Source organism: Thermopirellula anaerolimosa (assembly GCF_054657335.1).
Map to the genome: position 1 here is coordinate 857,149 of NZ_BAAHYX010000006.1, position 17,247 is coordinate 874,395.

A 17,247-nucleotide genomic window follows, 5' to 3' on the forward strand; every position below is an offset into this window, starting at 1 on the left:
GTCTTTGAGAAGCGGGGGTTTGAACATGGACAGCCACACTTCCAATCGTCGAGAGTTCTTGGAAACCATCGGAGCGGCCGGCGCTGCCTCGCTCTTAAGCGCCGCGACTTGGACATCCCGGTCGGCGGTTGCCGCGGAAGCGGAAAAGCTCGCCATCGACGGCGGGACGCCGGTCCGATCGGAGACGTTGTCCGCCTCGCCCTACGGACCCCAGTTCTACGACGAGATGGAGGAGAGCGAACTGATCGATGTGATCAAGTCTCGCTCACCCTTCCGTTGGTGGCACGGAGATTCCAAAGTCCTGGAATTCGAGGAGGCCTACGCCAAGCACATCGGCGTCAAGTTCGCCCTGGGCGTGACCTCCGGAACCACCGCGTTGTTTACGGCCATGGCGGCGATGGAGATCGGACCGGGCGACGAGGTCATTTTGCCCGCCTGGACCTGGTTCGCCGACTACGACGCCATCGTTTTGGCGGGGGCCTTGCCGATCTTTGCCGAAATCGACGAGTCGTTCAACATCGATCCGAACGATATCGAGGCCAAGATCACGCCGCGCACCAAGGCCATCATCGCCTGCCACCTCCAGGGGACGCCGGCCGATCTCGATCCGATTATGGAAATCGCAAATCGCCACAAGCTCTACGTTCTGGAAGATTGTGCCCAGTGTTGCGGCGGCAAATACAAGGGCAAATATGTCGGCTCGATCGGTCACATCGGAATCAATAGTTTTCAGCTCAGCAAGACCATCACCGCCGGCGAGGGCGGAGCCGTGTTGACCAACGATCCGGTTTTATTCGAGCGGGCCGTTCGCTTCCACGATGTGGGTTCCATCCGCTCGCCCTACAGCGAGTCGCTCAAAGGGGGCCTGCTGGCGGCCTTTGCCTCCTGCAATTTCCGCATGAACGAGTTCACGGGAGCGGTGCTGAAAGCACAATTGACCAAGTTGGAGACCATTTGCGAGCGCGTGCGCAAAAACAACCGCATCGTACGGGAAGGGATCGCCGACTTGCCCGGCATCAAGTTCCGCAAATGGCCGGATAAGGAGGGCGACATCGGCGTCGGAGTGTTCCTCGATCTCGGCGATCGGGAAAAGCGGGATCAATTCCTGCGTGCGCTGCGGGCGGAGGGCATTGCGGCAGGCGGTCCCGCCGGTTCGGCCATCCTGCCGACTATCGACCGCATCGAAAACAAAGTCACCGTGCATCCCGCCTGGCCCTCATTCAATTCACCGGAAGGCAAGGCCGTGGAGTACGGCGCCAAGTGCTGTCCCCGCACGATCGACATTATCGGTCGCTTCGGCGGCGTCATCATCGACCCGAATTTCGATGAAGACGACTTGCGGGATATCATCAAGGCCGTGCGAAAGGTGTATCCCCGGGTCGCCAAGGCCTGACCGTACGGCGGCCTTCGATTCGGCGGAAGCCCCTTTGGATGAAGAGTGTGCTCACGCGTTGCGGGATCGTGAGCGAGCGTCGTCCTTGACCTCGCTGGGGGGCCGAGGTGCGCCGATTTAACAAGTGAGGTCCTCAAGATATCTGGAGAATCGTTTCATGCGTCGCGATCAATTCTCGGAAAAGGGAGCGATGAATCGACGGGGTGCGCTGCAACGCATCGCCGGTACCGCCGCGGCGGTCAGTTTGACCGCCTTGAGTTCGTGCAAGAGATCGTCGGACAAGGAATCCAAAGTTCCCGTCCCCGATGTCGTCCCCGGCGCGGCGAAGGGGGCAAACGAACGAATCGGAGTGGGGATCATCGGTTGCGGTCGTAGGAACGGCCAATTGGCGATCGGAAAAGGCGGTCAAGGAAAGCCGCCGGAATACGCGAAGATCGTAGCCGTCGCGGATTTCAACCTCAAGCGTGCGGGTCAATGGGCCGAGAAGTACAAGGCCAAGCCTTTTCAAGAGTATCGCAAATTGCTGGAACTGAAGGAGGTCGAGGTCGTCGTTTACGCGACGCCCGAGCATTGGCACTATTTGCCCTGCATTCATGCCTGTCAGGCGGGCAAGGATATCTACGGCGAGCAACCGCTCAGCCATACCATCCGCGAGGGCCAAGTCATGGTCCAGGCGGTGCGGAAATACAATCGCGTTTTTCAGACGGGCGAACAGCAACGATCCCATCCGAAAACGCGCAAGGCCGTGGAGATGATCCTCAACGGTTTCATCGGCAAGGTGCACACCGTCATCGGTTATAACTATCCCAGCCCGTGGGATTACCGATTCGCAGAGGAAACCGTGCCCGGCGATTTGAATTGGGATGCCTGGTGCGGTCAAAACGAGGTCGTTCCGTTCAATATCAATTCCTACGTACCGCGGGTGCCGTACAATCGCGAGAATTACCCGGCGGAACCGGCGGAAAAGGAGGCGGTCGGTCCCGGTTGGATGTCCTTGCGCCCCTACTCCGGCGGCGAGTTGCTGAATTGGGGTTGTCACGGGTTGAGCATGGTCATGTGGGGATTGGGTATGGATGACAGCGGTCCCGTGGAAGTCTGGGTGGAACCGGAGGAAAAGCTCGCATCTCTTACCTACGAACAACCGGAGAACCGCGAGCGAGGCGATCAGCTCATGAGTTCGCCGATCGTCCATTACCGTTTCGCCAACGATGTGATCCTCAAGCTGGAAAGCACCGAGTCTCGCTTGGGCGGCGGCGGCACTTTCATCGGCGACAAGGGAAAGATCACCGTCTTTCGAGACGGTTACGAATGCGATCCCCCCGAACTGGACCAACAACCCCTGCCTTCGGACGCGATCCGAGTCTATGAGAGCGACAATCACATGCACAATTTCTACGAGTGCGTGAAGTCGCGAAAGGATCCGATCATGAAGGTGGAAAACGGTCATCGTGTCGCGACGCTGTGCCACCTGGGAAATATCGCGCGATGGCTGGGACGTCGATTGAAATGGGACCCTGAGAAAGAGGTCTTTCCCGACGACGACGAGGCCAATGCGCTGCTGGATTGCCCCAAACGCAAGGGTTACGAACTGCCTGAATCCGTTTGACGCGGTCCGTCGAAGGACTGCGAGCGCAAAAGGCGGTTTATGGCGCTGAAACCCGACTGCAAAACGCAAGGAAAGGCAATCCGGAATGAAGAAAGCAGCGATTGGGATACTGGTGGTCGGCTTGACTTTACCTTTTCTCGCAGGTTGTCCTCGCTCGGTGGAGGAAGGCCGTGGAACGAAGCAGGCTTCTGCGGGGACGACTGCTAGCAAACAGGCCGGCGGAGAGAAAGGATCGACACAGACCGTCAAGAGGGAATGGGAACCCGGGATACATCGGATGGGGCAAGGTACGATTCCCGGCGCCTCGTCGGTCGTCGTGGTCCACCAAAGGCCGCTGCTCTTCACGCGGCAATTGTCGCTGCAAGCAGACGGCGGCGGTTCGGTCGAGGGGCTGGTCTCGAAGCTCGCGACCATCCTGGAGGCGGGCGGGTCGGACCTCAGCCGTTTGGTGCGGTTGAACGTTTACATCTCTGCCGCGGAGGATGGGGAGAAGTTTCCGGCGGAGTTGCTCAAGGCCTTGCCGACGGGGTGTGCGCCGGTCGTGACCGTCATTCAGACGCCCCTGCCGGATGCCGCCGAGAAGGCCGCGATCGACGCCGTTGCGGCGGTGGAGGGCGATGTGGAGGCGGTCGCGGTGAAATCCCTGACACCGGAAGCCGACACACCCCGCCCGGCGGACTATTCCGCAACGCCGCAAGACAGGTTGGTTTTCTTGTCGGGTCGCCCGGAAAAGGGAGATACGGCGGAAGCCGCGAAGGCGTCCATTCAGGGACAACTCGCGCTGGCCGACGAGTTGGGGTGTCGACCGGCGGACATAGTTCAGGTTCGCGTCTTTTTGACGAAAATGGATGATGCGCCGCTGGTGCTCGACGCCGTCAGGGCGGCCTTTGCCGATAATCCGGTGCCGCCGGTCAGTTTTGTGACTTGGATCGCTTCAGCGCCCGTCGAAATCGAAATGATCGCTTGGCGAGCCAAAACGGGAAATGACGGCGCCGACGACGTGGGGCCGATCCGTTTCTACAACCCGCCGGATGTGAAGCCATCCCCGAACTTCAGTCGTGCGACCGTGGTCCACAGTCCGACCCTGATCTTCACGGATGGATATCTTGCCCGGCAGGATGCCGATGGGATGGGGCAGACGCGAGACGTCTTCTCTCAGTTGACGGAGTCGCTAGGGTCGGTCGGCAGCGATCTTCGCCACGGGGCCAAGGTCCATTATTTCGTGTCCGATGATGACGCGTCGAAGGCCGTGGACGTGCTCCGCAAGGAGTACCTCGATCCCGCCCGACCGCCCGCCGCATCGAAGGCGAAAGTACCGGGCCTGGGGCGATCCAAACGAGGCGTCTGCATCGATTGTATTGCGGTGCCGGGCGAATCCTGAGGCCGCGGCTTTCCCTGTACTCGTTTGATGACATACCCGCCGCCGGGTCTACCTTGGGCCTGGCGGCGTGTTGTCATTTGTGAACATTCTCCTTGCGACGTTGTCCCGTCGAAACGTCTTCCCGCGGGTTTCGCGTAACGGTCTTACCGTTTGAAACGATTGCGCCCCGATAAGGCAGGCCTTCGTCTCCCCGGTCGGGGTTTGTTTTCGGCTTTGGAACGTCATGTGCAGCGATCGACCCAGTCGCGTGAAGGCGGTGCCGGTCGCCGCCCGATCGACAGCTAGTCACTTCGACCGGAGATAAGAGTCGGAATCGCGGTCGTGGAGATGGCGAAACGCCCAAGGACACATGAGGGCGACGCAGTTTTACGAGACTTACAGGTTCCGGCACGAGACACGGCCCAGGATATCGCGGAGAATGCGTGCTATGCAGTCGATTCGTTCTCGGAAGTCCCGGCGACACTGCCGGCGAGGGATGTTGAGCTTCGAGTGGATCCTATTGATTTCGATCTTGGTGATCGGCATCATCGGCGGATTGGCGGCGGTGCGAAACGCCCTGCTGAGCGAACTCAATGATTTGGCGCAGGCCGTGGAGGCCATCAATGTTTGCGGCACGTGCGACCCGTCGGCCTGTCCGCCCGGCGACCCTAATTGCTGTGACGGGTGGTGGACTCCGCCCGGACCGTGAGCCTGGCGCATGCCGTCGACGCACCGCCGCGGGCGAAGGGATGGCGTCCGTTTTTCCGGTCATGGGGAATTGACGGCTGATGATGAGCGACATTCACCGGCACGAATCGAAACCTTCGGTCGAAGAGGGGCCGATTAAGCTCCAGCCTGACTCGGAAGCGACCAATGTTCGCCCACGTCGGTTCCTTCTATTCGCCGTTCTGATGGCGGCGGCCCTGTTAATTGCCGCATTGACGCACGGATACTGGCTGCCGTTGGCGTCCTCTCCGCTCCTCGCGCGCCCGATTCCGCAGGGCTTTGCCCCCACCGTGATTTGGATTCACAGTGGGGACGGTCACTCCCTGCCCGGCCAAGACACGCTCAACGTCTTGGCGGAACTTCAGCACCGCCACTCGGCGGACATCGTGGTCACCGTGGGACGCCGCAGTCGCGTGGTGGAGATCGGCGCGTTGCCGCCCATGGATGAGCTGATCCGTCAGGCGGCGGCACGCCGCGGCATTCCGGCCGACCGGGTGGTTGGAGCACCGTATCGCGTTGGGCAACTCTGGGGCGCGGCCGAGTGGATCAGGGACTATTTGAAAGAGAATCCGCAGGCTCGAGTCCTTTACCTTTGCGAGGTATTCGCCGGCGCGGCGACGGAACACGTCTTCGATTGCGCGTTCGATGACGATTGTCGCGGACGCGTCGCGGTCCTGGAAATTCCCGACCGTCGATTCGACGCAAGGCAGTGGTGGCGGACTCGGGCGGGCGTCAAGGCTTTGATGAACGGTTACTTGTTCGGGATGCACGGTCTGGCGGTACCGCATCCCCCCGAACCTCCCGAGTTTGCCGTAAAGCAGCTTATGGATCGCTTCCCGCCGCCGAAGGGAGGTGCGCCGTGATCCGTTCCAGGAGGATCGGTTGCGCAATCGCCTCGGTGCTTGCGGTGGCTGCGGTGTTCCTGTTCACGCGACCGCCGTTCCTGCGGGCAGCAGCCCATTTCTTGGATGTGGGAAGTCCGCCGCAGCGCGCCGATTACGCCATGGTTCTGGGCGGCGGAATCGAGACGCGCCCCTTCGCGGCGGCGGCTTTGATGCGTCATGGCTGGGTCCGCGGTATCCTGATCTCCGAGTTGCCGCTTTTGGAGGATGCCGACGACGCGATTCTCCCCGCCGAACACGATCTGACGCGGAGGATTCTGACGATCCTCGGCGTGCCGGAAAAGGCCGTCGTCGTGCTCCAAGGCAACCATGCCTCGACATTCGATGAGATATTGTCACTGCGGGACTTTCTTGAGGCTCACCCCCGGGTTACGGTGCTGGTGGTGACCGACGCGCTGCATACCCGGCGAACGGCGTGGAGTGTGCATCGCGCCTTGGGGGCGGACGCCGAGCGCGTGCGATTCGTCTCGGCCGTCGGGGGCGGATTCGATCCCGACCAGTGGTGGGTGTATCCGGAAGGGTTCTACTTCGTGCTGAGCGAGTACCTCAAGCTGGCGTTCTACCTCGTTCGCTACACGGATCGCGGGACGTTGGTCGTCTTGAGCGTGTCGGCCCTGGTCGTGGCGGCATTGCTGCTCATCTGGATGGCTCGGCGACTTCGCCGTCCTGCACCGGGCAAAACTCCCTCCTAACGCCGTTCTCGCTCGGCAAGACCTCGCTCTGGCAACTCCACGGTGTCGTGGGGCAAAAAATTACGCCCTTTTGCCTCAATAACCTATCTGCCAAAGTGCATCTCCGGCCTGTTCACGGGGGATTCCTGACATGTTAGAATACGGGTGGTGACCGTTTATTAGTATGGAGGGGTTGCGGTCTGGTAGTAGGTAGCCACCCTAAACAGGGGTGATATTCGGGCAACATAGGGAGAAATGGCCATGTCCACGGAATTTGCTTCGCCGCAATCGGGACGAAGGATCCGAGTCTTGTTGGCGGACGACCATGCGATGGTCCGAATCGGCCTCAATGCGATGTTGGTGGGGACCGAGATCGACATCGTCGCCGAGGTCGAAAGCGGTGAGGAGGCGATCCGTTACGCCTTGGAAAACGATGTGGACGTGGTTTTGCTGGACGTTCGCATGCCCAACGGTGACGGATTGTACGCGTTGGGACGCATCAAATTGGAAAGACAAAATCTCCCGATTCTCATGCTTTCCACCTTCGATAACCCGACCTATGTGGCTCGTTCGGTCGCGTTGGGCGCCAACGGTTACCTGCTCAAGAGTTGTTCGCGCGACGAATTGGTGAACGCGATTCGCACCGCGGCCAACGGAGAAAACGTATGGACGCGAGAAGAACTCCGCCGGGTCACGGGGGCCTTAGCGACGCCGCGATTGGGCACGGAAGTGGACGTTCCGCTGACTCACCGCGAAAGCGAGGTGCTCAAGCAACTCGCCCTTGGGCTGACGAATAAGGAAATCGCGAACCAACTCGGTATCAGCTACGAGACCGTGAAGGAACATGTCCAGCACATCTTGCGAAAAATCGGCGTGGCGGATCGCACGCAAGCGGCGGTTTGGGCGGTTCGAAACAAATTAGTCTGACCCAACCGTTCCGATTTTTCGTCACATCCGTAATTTTCAACTCTTCCGCGTAATCCGCACTGTTTCGTGTCGGACGTCTGCCGAGGAGCAGGCTGCGCACCGAGGAGTGATCTGCCGCGCGGCTCACTCCCGTTCCCGATATGCCATACTTGAGAAACGCCACGATGGCGAGCGGATCTCATCCGCGTCGCTTTTGCCAAAGTATGCGGAACGGGGAAAGCTCCGCGCGGTGTTTTTCCGGCGGCGAAGCGATCACCACAAACCGAGGCGGGTCTCGCGGTGAATAACTCCTACGAATTCTCGAACGGTGCGATCTTGCAAGACACGTCAGGCTACCCTTCCGGGCAGTGCGCGGTTGAATTGCCGCCGAAAATTAGCGCGACGCAATCCGCAGTGACTCCGCGGGATGCGACGGACGCCCCTGAAACAGGGGTGAAACGCGAGTCGACCGGAGAGAATTCGGCGGTATCGCCCGTACCCATCGTCGAGGTTTTCGGGCTGCCCATTGCACGGTGGACCTTCGACGAAACGGTCGCCGCCGTGGAACGTTTGATTGAGTCGGGCAAGCCGAGTTATTTCATCACCGCGAATTTGCACTACGCGAGGTTGTGTCACCGAAATCAGGCATTGGCGGACGTCAACCGCCGCGCGGCTTTTTTGGTGGCGGACGGGATGCCGCTGATTTGGTGGTCGCGATGGCAAGGTACGCCTTTGCCCGAGCGAGTGACCGGCGCAGACTTGGTTTGGGCGTTGGCGGAGGCGGCGTCGCGGCGTCAATACCGCGTCTTTCTGCTCGGGGGTCGGCCCGGCGTTGCGGATCGGGCCGCCTCGGTGCTGCAAGAGCGCTTTCCCGGTCTGGTGATTTGCGGGACGGCGGCACCGCAAATCGATCGCCTGACTCGCGACGAAGAGCAGGCATTACTGGACACGATCGCCGAGAGCGAGGCGCAGCTTGTTTTTGCGGCTTTAGGCCAACCGAAGGGAGAGTTGTGGTTAGCGCGGAACCTCGGTCGATGGGGGACCGCCACGGCCGTCCAAATCGGTGCTTCGTTGGACTTCATCGCGGGCACCCTACGCCGCGCGCCGCGGATATGGCAACGGATGGGGTTGGAGTGGGCGTACCGCCTCATCACGGAACCGAGGCGGTTGCTGCCTCGTTACAGCGCCGACGCTTGGTTCCTGCTCAGGGCCGTGTTGAAGGGATCACTCCGCAAGCGGCGCTGAATCCGGTTGCTTGTGAGGCGAGCCTCCGCCCGCGCGGCGGCGATGCGCGCAGGCCGTCGCCGATCGTTCCGCGGTCAGCGTATCAAGGGACGGATGTACCGCCGGAAAGCTTCACCTTATCGGCGCCGTCGGGGGCGATTTCCACGGGAAGCAGCCATCGAGCGGTACCCATCCGACACAGTCCGCTGCCGCCCGTCTCGCAATAGAAGTACGTGCATCGCACGTCGATGGAGGTCGCGTTTCGCAAGTCGTCCGCGGTCAAAGTTGCGCGGAGGGGCAACTCCGGCGAGTCCACGCGAAACGTCCGCGTGATGGTCGCATTTCCGTCATTTGCGTCGCTTCGGTGCTGAATCGTCGCCCGAATCTCCGGCGGAAAGCCTGCATTCAGTTTCATGCCTGCCGGTAATTGAGGCGTCATCTCCAAGGCGACATCGCCGCCGTGCAAGCGACGAAGTTGTTCCCGCTGAGGCGCCGCACCGTCCCAAGCCTCGTTGTCGCCGGACTTTTCAAGCTCCGGGGGAGCCAAGCCCTGGATCGTTAACGTCTTGAGTACCGGCCTCGCGCCCAATTCAATCACTCGGATGGCATGATTGTTCGTGTCGGCGACGAAGAGACGCCCTTTCGCTGCGGCGATCCCGCCCGGTTCGTTAAATCTCGGCGGTTGATCGGAGTTGCCGGAAACGCCGTCCCCGAGCAAAGTCAGCGTTTCACCGCTCTTCGGATCGATGCGTTTGATCTTGTTGTTGTAGGTGTCGGCGACGTAGAGGTAGCCGTCGAGATAAGCCACGCCCAAGGGATGTTGCAAGAGCACTTGATCGCGAGGTCCGTCGCGATCTCCGAAAGTGAAAAGCCTGGCGTAAGAGAGAGCGGCGGTTCCGACGATGGTAACCACCTCATCGTTGTTCTTTAAGGGAACGGCGCGGATGGAACTGCCCTCGCTGTCGGCGACGAACAAGCGAATCCCGTCCGAGGCCAATCCGCTGGGTTGGGCGAAGGATGCGTATCCCATGCGGTAGGCGGCGGGCGGTAGACGTCTTCCGTCCACGATGTCCTCGACGGCGTTGCCGGCATAAACGCCGATTCGTCCGTCCTTGAGATTCATTCTCCAAATTTGGTGGCAACCCGCCATGGCCACGTAGAGAAAATCGCCGTCCAGGTACAAATCCCAGGGACTGCTGAGATCAGCATTCTTAGCGGGTTTCGAATCGATAATGGGTGCCTGCCGCAATTGCCGCCCCGTCCCGGCGATCGTCGTTACGGTCCGCGCGGCGAGATCGATGCGTCGGATGGCATGGTTTTCCGTGTCGGCCACGTAAAGCTCGTCACCGCGGGCAGCCATTCCCTGCGGTTGGGAAAACTGCGCCTCGTCGAAACCTCCGTCTTTCAGGCCCGCCCTGCCGTTGCCGATGACGGCTTGAAGCCTACCGTCCATCCCAGCAACGACGATTCGGTTGTGACTGCTGTCGGCAATGAACAGTCGCCCGGACGACTCATCCACCGCGACTTTGCCCGGGAATCGGAGCGGAGTTCGGGGCGAGCGTCGTGCCGCGGTGTCGAATCGGACCGGCGTGCGGTCCAGGAGGTCCTGTTTTTCATAGAAAGGCAACCCATGGGAAATCAATTCGTCTAGGGCTTCAAAGGTGGTTTCGCCGCTTGCCGCCCATACCGCGTAGCCCTGCGGATCGATCAGCACCAAGGTGGGCCAAGCGTTGACGCCGAACGTCCTCCAGATCCGCATGTCGCGGTCGTTGATCACCGGGTGCTCGATACCGTATCGCAACACGGCCTCGGTGATGTTATCCGCGTCTCGCTCGGTTTCGAATTTCGCCGAATGGATGCCGATCACGACCAGTTCGCGCGGATACTTCTGCTCAAGCTTTTTCAGTTCCGGCAAGATGTGCATGCAGTTGATGCAGCAATAGGTCCAGAAATCGAGGAGCACGAATTTTCCGCGAAGTTGTTGCCACGAGATCGGCCCTCCGCTGTTGAGCCAGACCGCATCATCGGGCAGGGGAGGAACGGGCTTGCGTATCGGAAAGGGGGGACGCATGGGAGCACTCTCCGCCATCGTATTCGCGCTGAGGCAACCGAGCAGCAACACCGGCACTAGCGCCCAAAGGCACCGTCGGAGGTCGAACCGTTGTATCATCGGGAACTCCCCTACAATCGCTTACGTCGCACAATATCGTTTCGAAAAACCGGGGCGCTGAACCGCGCGGCAATGACCGCCCCTCAACACAAGCAATCCGACGACCTCACGCAATCGGGGCGTGCCGTCACTTGGTCGATACTGCGGCGAGGCGTTGCAATTGCATGGTACGGGCCGCCCAAATGATTAGGCAAGGGCTTCGCGGATGATAGATCGGCGAGAACGACCGATGCGTCCGCGAGAGGTCGAAGGATCGCGATGCATGGCCCTCCGCCTGCATGCGCCGCGGCGGACTCTTTGGCGATCGGATGGCATCGACACATCACACGGACAGGGTGCAAGCACCGGAATGCCGCATCGCAGCCCGCGCCGTACAGCCATAGCAAGCGACCTGTAGCCGCGAAGTCTCGCCCGTCGCTACTCAGCCGCGGGCGCGGGGACGTTCGATCCACGCGGCACCGCGTTGGGGTTGTATCGCGGATTCGGCAGCGGCAAGTTGGGGTTGTATCGCGGATTCGGCAGCGGCAAGACCGCTTGCGTATCGATAAGGAAATCCGTGATCAGGCCGTCCAATTCCTTCACCAAATCCGGGTGCTCGGCGGCGACGTTGCGACTCTCGCCGATATCGTCCTTCAGGTTATACAGTTCGTAAGAGTGCTCGCCGCGCTCTCCACCGAAAAAGATTCGTATCAGTTTCCAGTCGCCGTGGTGAACAACTGCGGTCGGCGGAAGCGTGTCGGGGACTTTGGGACTGTGCGGAAAGTAGGTGAAAATCGGGCCGCGATCGTACGCTTGGCCGCGGAGTGCCGGCGTAATGTCCTTCCCGTCGACGGCCTGGTCCGGGGTCGGCGGCAGGCCCAACAGGCTCAGGACGGTGGGGTACAAATCCGTGCTTTGGATGACGGCATCGGATCGCGTATCGGGAGTCGTCACGCCCGGCCAAACGACCACGGCGGGAACGCGAATGCCGCCTTCGTACACCGTCGCCTTCCCGCCGCGGAGCGGCGCATTGCTGGTGGGGGTCGTGCCGTCCACTTCGTTGTACATATTGCCGCCGTTGTCTGAGAAGAAGATGATCGCCGTATTCTCGGACAATCCAAGGCGATCGACGGCGTCCAAGATCTTGCCGACGTTCTCATCCAGGCTCTGCACCATGGCGGCGTAGGTGGGGCAACGTTGCGGACTAGCGGGATCGATCAGCGGGCGGTATTTGTCGATCAACTCTTTCTTGGCGTCGAAAGGAGCATGAACGCTGAACTGCCAATAATTGAGGAAGAACGATTGGTCCTTGTGAGATTCCAGCCACGCGACCGCCTCGTCGCCCATCCGATCCTCGATATGCTCGCCGGGCGACCTCTCGTGAAATGCCGGAAACTTCCAAGGAGCCACGTAGCTTCCCGCGGGACCGGGACCGGGCCAATGGGGAATGTCCACGTCGAACCCTTGCTCCAAGGGCGAATATGGTTCCGGGCCGAGATGCCACTTTCCGAAGTGCGCCGTGGCGTAGCCCGCCGCTTTCAGACGCTCCGCCAAGGTGACATATCGGGTGTCGAGTCGCGTGACGCTATTGACGACGGTGGCCTTTTCGGAGGGCGCGGCGGTAGGGCGAGCCGCCGGTCGAAGCACGACTTGCGGGAGGTGGCAATTCGGCGCCGTGATCCCCACGCGCGCGGGATGCATTCCCGTCAAGATGCTCGCCCGAGTGGGAGAACACAGCGGGCTTGCGGAATAAGCGTGCGTGAAAAGAACTCCGCGGCGAGCCAGACGCTCGATATTCGGCGTTTGATAGAGCTTGGTCGTTCCAAACAACGTGGTGTCACTCCAGCCGAGATCGTCGGCCAGAATCAAGATGAGGTTGACCTTGGCGGGAGGTTCGGCGGCGAGACGGCGTTGCGAAACGGAGATAGCGATGCCGAAACAGAGCAAGAAGGGGACCCACGGCCAAATCCAAGGCCGACGCACGAGCGGTGCCATGATATGCCTCCCCGAAATCGAGTTGCGGAAACAACACGCGGTGGGCGGGTGATGGACCGCGGAAAATGCCGGCTTAGCGGCCGCGTTTCGTGATCGGTTGCGGCGCTACGATCGATCGCGTCCTCGCCCGGACCCTCCGCGACGGCGGCGGTTTTCCATGTTCTTTTGAATGACGTGCGCCACCGTCTCGGCCCAAGTGGGAACGGCCTTATGGGCCGACTTGCCTTCGCCTTCGACCGCCGCATCGCGATCTTCCGCCGATTCGTCTTCGGAATCGGCAGGAACGGAGGTATCGCGGGGACGACGCTGCCGCCCCCGGTCGCGTCTTCCTCCCGCCGATTTCTCAGGCTCGACCGTTTCCACGGCGACCATCTCGGGAACCTCAACCGCCGAGTCGAGTTCATCGTCGTCGTCACCGTCCGCCGCGGCTTCCGCGACAATCGAAGGCAGTTCGGCTTCGAAAGGTTCCGAAGCGACGGCGATCGGCGTCTTGCGTCGTCGGCGTCGGCGTTTGCGTTTCGGCCGACCCTCTTGCAATACGGTTGCCGTGGTAATGGTGTCGGCGGCCACGGCGGACGACTCGTCCGCGAACTCGCCGACCGCCGCTTCCAGCGGGGCCAATTGCGACTCCACGTCTTGCGGAATCTCGGGCGGCGCCACCACGGCACGCTCCAGTTCCAAGCCCGTCACCGAAGTCGGTTCCACGGCGACGACCTTCTCATCCACGTTGGTGGCGTCCGCGTCCGGGAGCGTCATCGCCACCATCTCCGCCTCGGGGAGGGCCGGCGGTTCCACGGTTCGGCAAACCGGATCGAACACGACGGCATCGGTCTGGGGCCGTTTCAAAGGCCGTCCGGCGTGCGTACGCCGAAGTTCGGTTTCCTCGCGTTCAGTCTCCTCCTCGCGGACGCGGCTCGCTTCCTGAACCGCCGGCGGAGTGGCAGGCTGAGGCGGGACCAGACCCAATTCGGCCGTGACAACTTCCCAATTACCGGCCTTGCGATCCCGCTTCCAATCCGCGCGAATGGGAATCCCGATACTGCGGACGGCATCGCCGGATGCCTCGACCGCGGGCGGCGTGGTCAAGGGCGAATCGGACTTCTCGACCGGAGATTCCGAAGTTACCTCAAGTGGCGGGGGTTCGTGGCCCGCGTTCTCCAACGATGGGCCGGAAGTTCCGGAAGCCGGTTGCCCTTCCGCCGGCGGAGCGATGCCTAAGAGTGACGCCAACTCCTGCCAGCGGTCGCGTTGCGGTTGATCGTTCGCCATGACGTCGTCCTCGAAATCATCTATTCGCGTCGCCGTCATTAGCTATGTACCATGACGGCGCGGGTTACCACGGGCGATTGGAAAGGAGGGCTATAGCCGTCGGGATGACGCTCAGCACGCCGAAGGACGGGCCTCACCCATCCCACTAATATACGGTGGATTGCCATCCAAGCGAAGTGCCCTGAACGTCAGATGGTCCGATGGAGCTAGGGCGAAGCGGGGCTATTGGTGAATCCAATCGAGCCAAGCCGCCGCGAAAGGGACGAAAATGAAGAGCGGTCCCCAGGCGGCCAAAGCGGGACTGATCGTCTCATTGGCTCCCAAGTACTCCCATGCCAGCACCACGGTCGTGAAAACGATGACGATCGCCAAGCCCAACCCCAGGGCGAGAAACACGTTGCGCTGCTCCCGGCGCAAAAGGAGCGGAAGCCCCAGAAACAGAAGCGTCAAGTCGCGGATCGGTTGGACCAAGCGACTGTGAATGCGAACGCGAACGTCGGCGCCCAGGTCCAAGCTGGGATTGTGCAAGCCCCGAATCAACGTGGCCGTCGAGGAGTACTCCAACCAAACGCGGTCGCCGGCGAGTTGATCGTAATCGATGTCGGTGACCACGAAACACTGATCCTTCCGCAACCAGGGGGCGTCTTTCGGCGTGATGATGACCGGCTTCCCTTTCAGTTCCAGCGATGGTTGCGAGGCCAAGTCCGTAGGGCGAATCACCTTGTCCAACAGGAAACCGCCGGGGCGATCGGGTTGCGGGGGCGAGTAGTAGGCGTTCTCGGCCTGCAATTGTCCGCCGTAGGTGTCGAGTTCCGGCGGCAGCAGCAAGCTGGGCTGCGAAATCCTGCGATCCTTGCGAAAGCCCGCCTTCCCGCGAAAGAGAATCTCCGTCTGATTATCGTAGCGGGGCTGAATGGGCTTGCCGTTTTCGCCGAACGGGTCTTTGCTGGTCCTCGCCAAGGCGTCTCGAAGTTGCGGCAGGACGATTTCTCGGAGGACGACCCCGAGCAAGATCGCCAGGACGGCCCCCAGCAGGATCGGGCTGATCACGCGGAGGCGGGAAATGCCCGCCGCTAGAAGGGCCGTCATCTCGTTATGCCGTTGGAGCCAAGCCACCGTAAACAGAGCGGAACTGAGAACCAGCAACCCCAAGACGCGTTCCAGAAACGCCAGGGAGTGCGGTCCGTAAAACGTAATTGCCAACCGCAACAATCCCCCGGCCTGCGACGCCCCACGCGAGAACTCGTCCATGTTCGTGAAAAAGTCGAAGACGACGAAAACGAACGTGAGGCTGAAATAGGCTAAGAGGAACGATTGCAGAAAGTGAAAGAAAATGTATCGATCGATGATCTTCATAAAGGCCAAGCTCTTCCGCCGAAGCGCCGAACCTTCCGATGCGGACCGAGCGGCGACTTCGGCTTTCTAGCTTTTCCCTGGGGATTCCGATGCCGTTTCCCGTATTCGCTGGGCGGCGCGTCCCATGGCGGCGATGCCGCGTCTCAACCCATCGGGCGACGGCATGGAGTAACTGATGCGGATGCAGTTCTTGGGGACGCCGTTTCCCTCGTCGGGAAAACAGCTTTCTCCGGGCAAAAAGAGCACTCCTTCCTGAACGCAGGCTTGAAAGAAATCTCCCTCGATCCCGGTATCAAAACCGGGCGGCAATCGGACCCAGACGTACAGGCCGCCGGAAGGTTTGACGTAATCGATAGGGACGACGGAGCGGAGCGATTGCTCCAGGGCCGCCGCCGTCAGTTCAATTTTCGCGCGATAACGGCGGCGAAGTCCTTCCACGTGAGAGTCGAAACCGCCGTTTTCGAGGGCGGTGAATACCACCATCTGATTGAATTGGGGCGACCCGAAATCGAGATTGCCCTTGAGTGCCAACACGGGCGGGAGCAAATCGGCGGGCAAAAGGCCCCAGCCTACACGTATTCCCGGGGAGAACGACTTGGAGAACGTACCCAATAGCACCACGCAATCGCCGTCGTCGTACGAACGCAGGGAGGGCGGTCGCGCATCAACGCACTGCAAGTCTCGATAGGCAGCATCCTCCAAGACGCGAATCTTGTTTGTGCGCGACCACCGCCGAGCCAGATCCACGATTTGGGGGCGTCGAGATTCCGCAAGCGTGATACCGGTAGGATTGTCGCAATAGGAAGCAATGTAGATGGCCTTCACGCGATCCAGTTCGCCCCGTCGCGCTAACCAGGCGAGACGCTCTTCCAAGGCCTCCGGGATCATGCCTTCCGCGTCGGTTTCCACGCCCACCGCTCGACCGCGGAGGTTTTGGACGATTCCCAAGAAGACGAAATAGGTGGGCGATCCGCATAAGACGATATCGCCTGGGTCGAGCAGGGCATCCAAAATCAGATGGAGCAACTGATTGCTGCCCGCCGTGACGACCACCCGCTCCATCGAAGCTCCCAATTTTGATTGCGATCGACCTTCGGCGGCCGCCAGTCGATCTACAATGGCTTGACGCAGAGGGGGAAAGCCGATGGTGGAACCGTATTGCAGGGAGGCGAGTGCAACGTCGCGCCGGGACAGGATGGCCTGAACCGCTTGGGCCACCTCCTCGACGGGCAGAGAGTCGTGCTCCACGAAACCGGCGGCCAGCGAAATGATATCGGGATTTGCCAGAGCCTGCGCCATCAGGATGTTGGCGACGGGGGCCCCTCCCGCGGCGGCAGCGCGTCGGCTTATGGTTGCGGCGGGAACGTCGCTCTTGCCGGCGGGGCATGGAGAACCTTGGGAAATAGGCATGAGCGGATCGGATGGTTCCATCATGTTTGCAAACACAAAAACGTGCGGCGGGTTCGCCTTCTGCAAATCAGTTGGTGAATACGATTGGTTTCGGGGCGTGCGGTCTTTCCGTCGACGCGCATTCCGCTTGCCCGGGTGGTGCCTCAGCACGCGGCCGACCGTTTCCAGCTACTTGTGCGTGCGACTCAATCGTAAACTGTTTCGCGATTCTCCCGCAATGGAGTTTCCTCCGCGGCGAGGGAAACGGTCACCATGTGAAGTAATTTCCCAAAGGAATCGG

General features: G+C 60.9%; 13 protein-coding genes. 8 read left to right on the forward strand and 5 right to left on the reverse strand.

What is annotated here, in order from left to right:
• Positions 1–25: 25 nt before the first annotated feature.
• The 8 genes from ACYQ6J_RS09310 (at position 26) to ACYQ6J_RS09345 (ending at position 8,809) form a co-directional block, all read left to right on the forward strand.
• On the forward strand, positions 26–1,393 hold the full coding sequence (locus ACYQ6J_RS09310) for a DegT/DnrJ/EryC1/StrS family aminotransferase (RefSeq protein WP_460183906.1): 1,368 nt from the start codon (positions 26–28) through the stop codon (positions 1,391–1,393).
• Positions 1,394–1,550: 157 nt separating this feature from the next.
• The gene (locus ACYQ6J_RS09315) at positions 1,551–2,999 is read left to right on the forward strand and encodes a Gfo/Idh/MocA family protein (protein WP_460183907.1); all 1,449 of its coding nucleotides are present in this window, start codon (positions 1,551–1,553) and stop codon (positions 2,997–2,999) included.
• A 277-nt stretch (positions 3,000–3,276) separates the two neighbouring features.
• Positions 3,277–4,380 carry a hypothetical protein gene (locus tag ACYQ6J_RS09320; protein WP_460183908.1) on the forward strand — a complete coding sequence of 368 codons (1,104 nt, stop codon included), beginning with the start codon at positions 3,277–3,279 and terminating at the stop codon, positions 4,378–4,380.
• Between the two features lie 427 nt (positions 4,381–4,807).
• Positions 4,808–5,068: a hypothetical protein gene (locus ACYQ6J_RS09325; RefSeq protein ID WP_460183909.1), complete on the forward strand. Its 261-nt coding sequence runs from the start codon at positions 4,808–4,810 to the stop codon at positions 5,066–5,068.
• Between the two features lie 79 nt (positions 5,069–5,147).
• Positions 5,148–5,948: a hypothetical protein gene (locus tag ACYQ6J_RS09330; protein ID WP_460183910.1), complete on the forward strand. Its 801-nt coding sequence runs from the start codon at positions 5,148–5,150 to the stop codon at positions 5,946–5,948.
• Positions 5,945–6,679, forward strand: coding sequence for a YdcF family protein (locus tag ACYQ6J_RS09335; protein WP_460183911.1), 735 nt, complete (start codon positions 5,945–5,947; stop codon positions 6,677–6,679). The genes ACYQ6J_RS09330 and ACYQ6J_RS09335 overlap by 4 nt, the downstream gene beginning before the upstream one ends.
• A gap of 240 nt (positions 6,680–6,919) precedes the next feature.
• Positions 6,920–7,585 (forward strand): response regulator, encoded by a 666-nt coding sequence (locus ACYQ6J_RS09340; protein ID WP_460183912.1) that lies wholly within the window; start codon positions 6,920–6,922, stop codon positions 7,583–7,585.
• 432 nt (positions 7,586–8,017) lie between these two features.
• Entirely contained in the window at positions 8,018–8,809 is a 792-nt protein-coding gene (locus ACYQ6J_RS09345; protein WP_460183913.1) for a WecB/TagA/CpsF family glycosyltransferase, read from the forward strand.
• Positions 8,810–8,891: 82 nt separating this feature from the next.
• Here ACYQ6J_RS09345 and ACYQ6J_RS09350 read toward each other — a convergent pair whose 3' ends face one another.
• From ACYQ6J_RS09350 to ACYQ6J_RS09370, 5 genes are all read right to left on the reverse strand, one after another.
• On the reverse strand, positions 8,892–10,859 hold the full coding sequence (locus ACYQ6J_RS09350; RefSeq protein ID WP_460183914.1) for a thioredoxin-like domain-containing protein: 1,968 nt from the start codon (positions 10,857–10,859) through the stop codon (positions 8,892–8,894).
• Between the two features lie 516 nt (positions 10,860–11,375).
• Positions 11,376–12,932 (reverse strand): sulfatase, encoded by a 1,557-nt coding sequence (locus tag ACYQ6J_RS09355; protein ID WP_460183915.1) that lies wholly within the window; start codon positions 12,930–12,932, stop codon positions 11,376–11,378.
• 105 nt (positions 12,933–13,037) lie between these two features.
• Positions 13,038–14,201 carry a hypothetical protein gene (locus tag ACYQ6J_RS09360; protein ID WP_460183916.1) on the reverse strand — a complete coding sequence of 388 codons (1,164 nt, stop codon included), beginning with the start codon at positions 14,199–14,201 and terminating at the stop codon, positions 13,038–13,040.
• Positions 14,202–14,423: 222 nt separating this feature from the next.
• Positions 14,424–15,557, reverse strand: a complete 1,134-nt coding sequence (locus ACYQ6J_RS09365; RefSeq protein ID WP_460183917.1) for an LptF/LptG family permease — start codon at positions 15,555–15,557, stop codon at positions 14,424–14,426.
• Positions 15,558–15,623: 66 nt separating this feature from the next.
• Positions 15,624–16,967, reverse strand: coding sequence for an aminotransferase-like domain-containing protein (locus ACYQ6J_RS09370; RefSeq protein ID WP_460183918.1), 1,344 nt, complete (start codon positions 16,965–16,967; stop codon positions 15,624–15,626).
• Positions 16,968–17,247 lie beyond the last annotated feature (280 nt).

Coding starts and splice junctions, on each gene's coding strand:
- ACYQ6J_RS09310 (WP_460183906.1), top strand. CDS start 26: ATGGACAGCCACACTTCCAATCGTCGAGAGTTCTTGGAAACCATCGGA.
- ACYQ6J_RS09315 (WP_460183907.1), top strand. CDS start 1,551: ATGCGTCGCGATCAATTCTCGGAAAAGGGAGCGATGAATCGACGGGGT.
- ACYQ6J_RS09320 (WP_460183908.1), top strand. CDS start 3,277: ATGGGGCAAGGTACGATTCCCGGCGCCTCGTCGGTCGTCGTGGTCCAC.
- ACYQ6J_RS09325 (WP_460183909.1), top strand. CDS start 4,808: ATGCAGTCGATTCGTTCTCGGAAGTCCCGGCGACACTGCCGGCGAGGG.
- ACYQ6J_RS09330 (WP_460183910.1), top strand. CDS start 5,148: ATGATGAGCGACATTCACCGGCACGAATCGAAACCTTCGGTCGAAGAG.
- ACYQ6J_RS09340 (WP_460183912.1), top strand. CDS start 6,920: ATGTCCACGGAATTTGCTTCGCCGCAATCGGGACGAAGGATCCGAGTC.
- ACYQ6J_RS09350 (WP_460183914.1), bottom strand. CDS start 10,859: ATGCGTCCCCCCTTTCCGATACGCAAGCCCGTTCCTCCCCTGCCCGAT.
- ACYQ6J_RS09355 (WP_460183915.1), bottom strand. CDS start 12,932: ATGGCACCGCTCGTGCGTCGGCCTTGGATTTGGCCGTGGGTCCCCTTC.
- ACYQ6J_RS09360 (WP_460183916.1), bottom strand. CDS start 14,201: ATGGCGAACGATCAACCGCAACGCGACCGCTGGCAGGAGTTGGCGTCA.
- ACYQ6J_RS09365 (WP_460183917.1), bottom strand. CDS start 15,557: ATGAAGATCATCGATCGATACATTTTCTTTCACTTTCTGCAATCGTTC.
- ACYQ6J_RS09370 (WP_460183918.1), bottom strand. CDS start 16,967: ATGCCTATTTCCCAAGGTTCTCCATGCCCCGCCGGCAAGAGCGACGTT.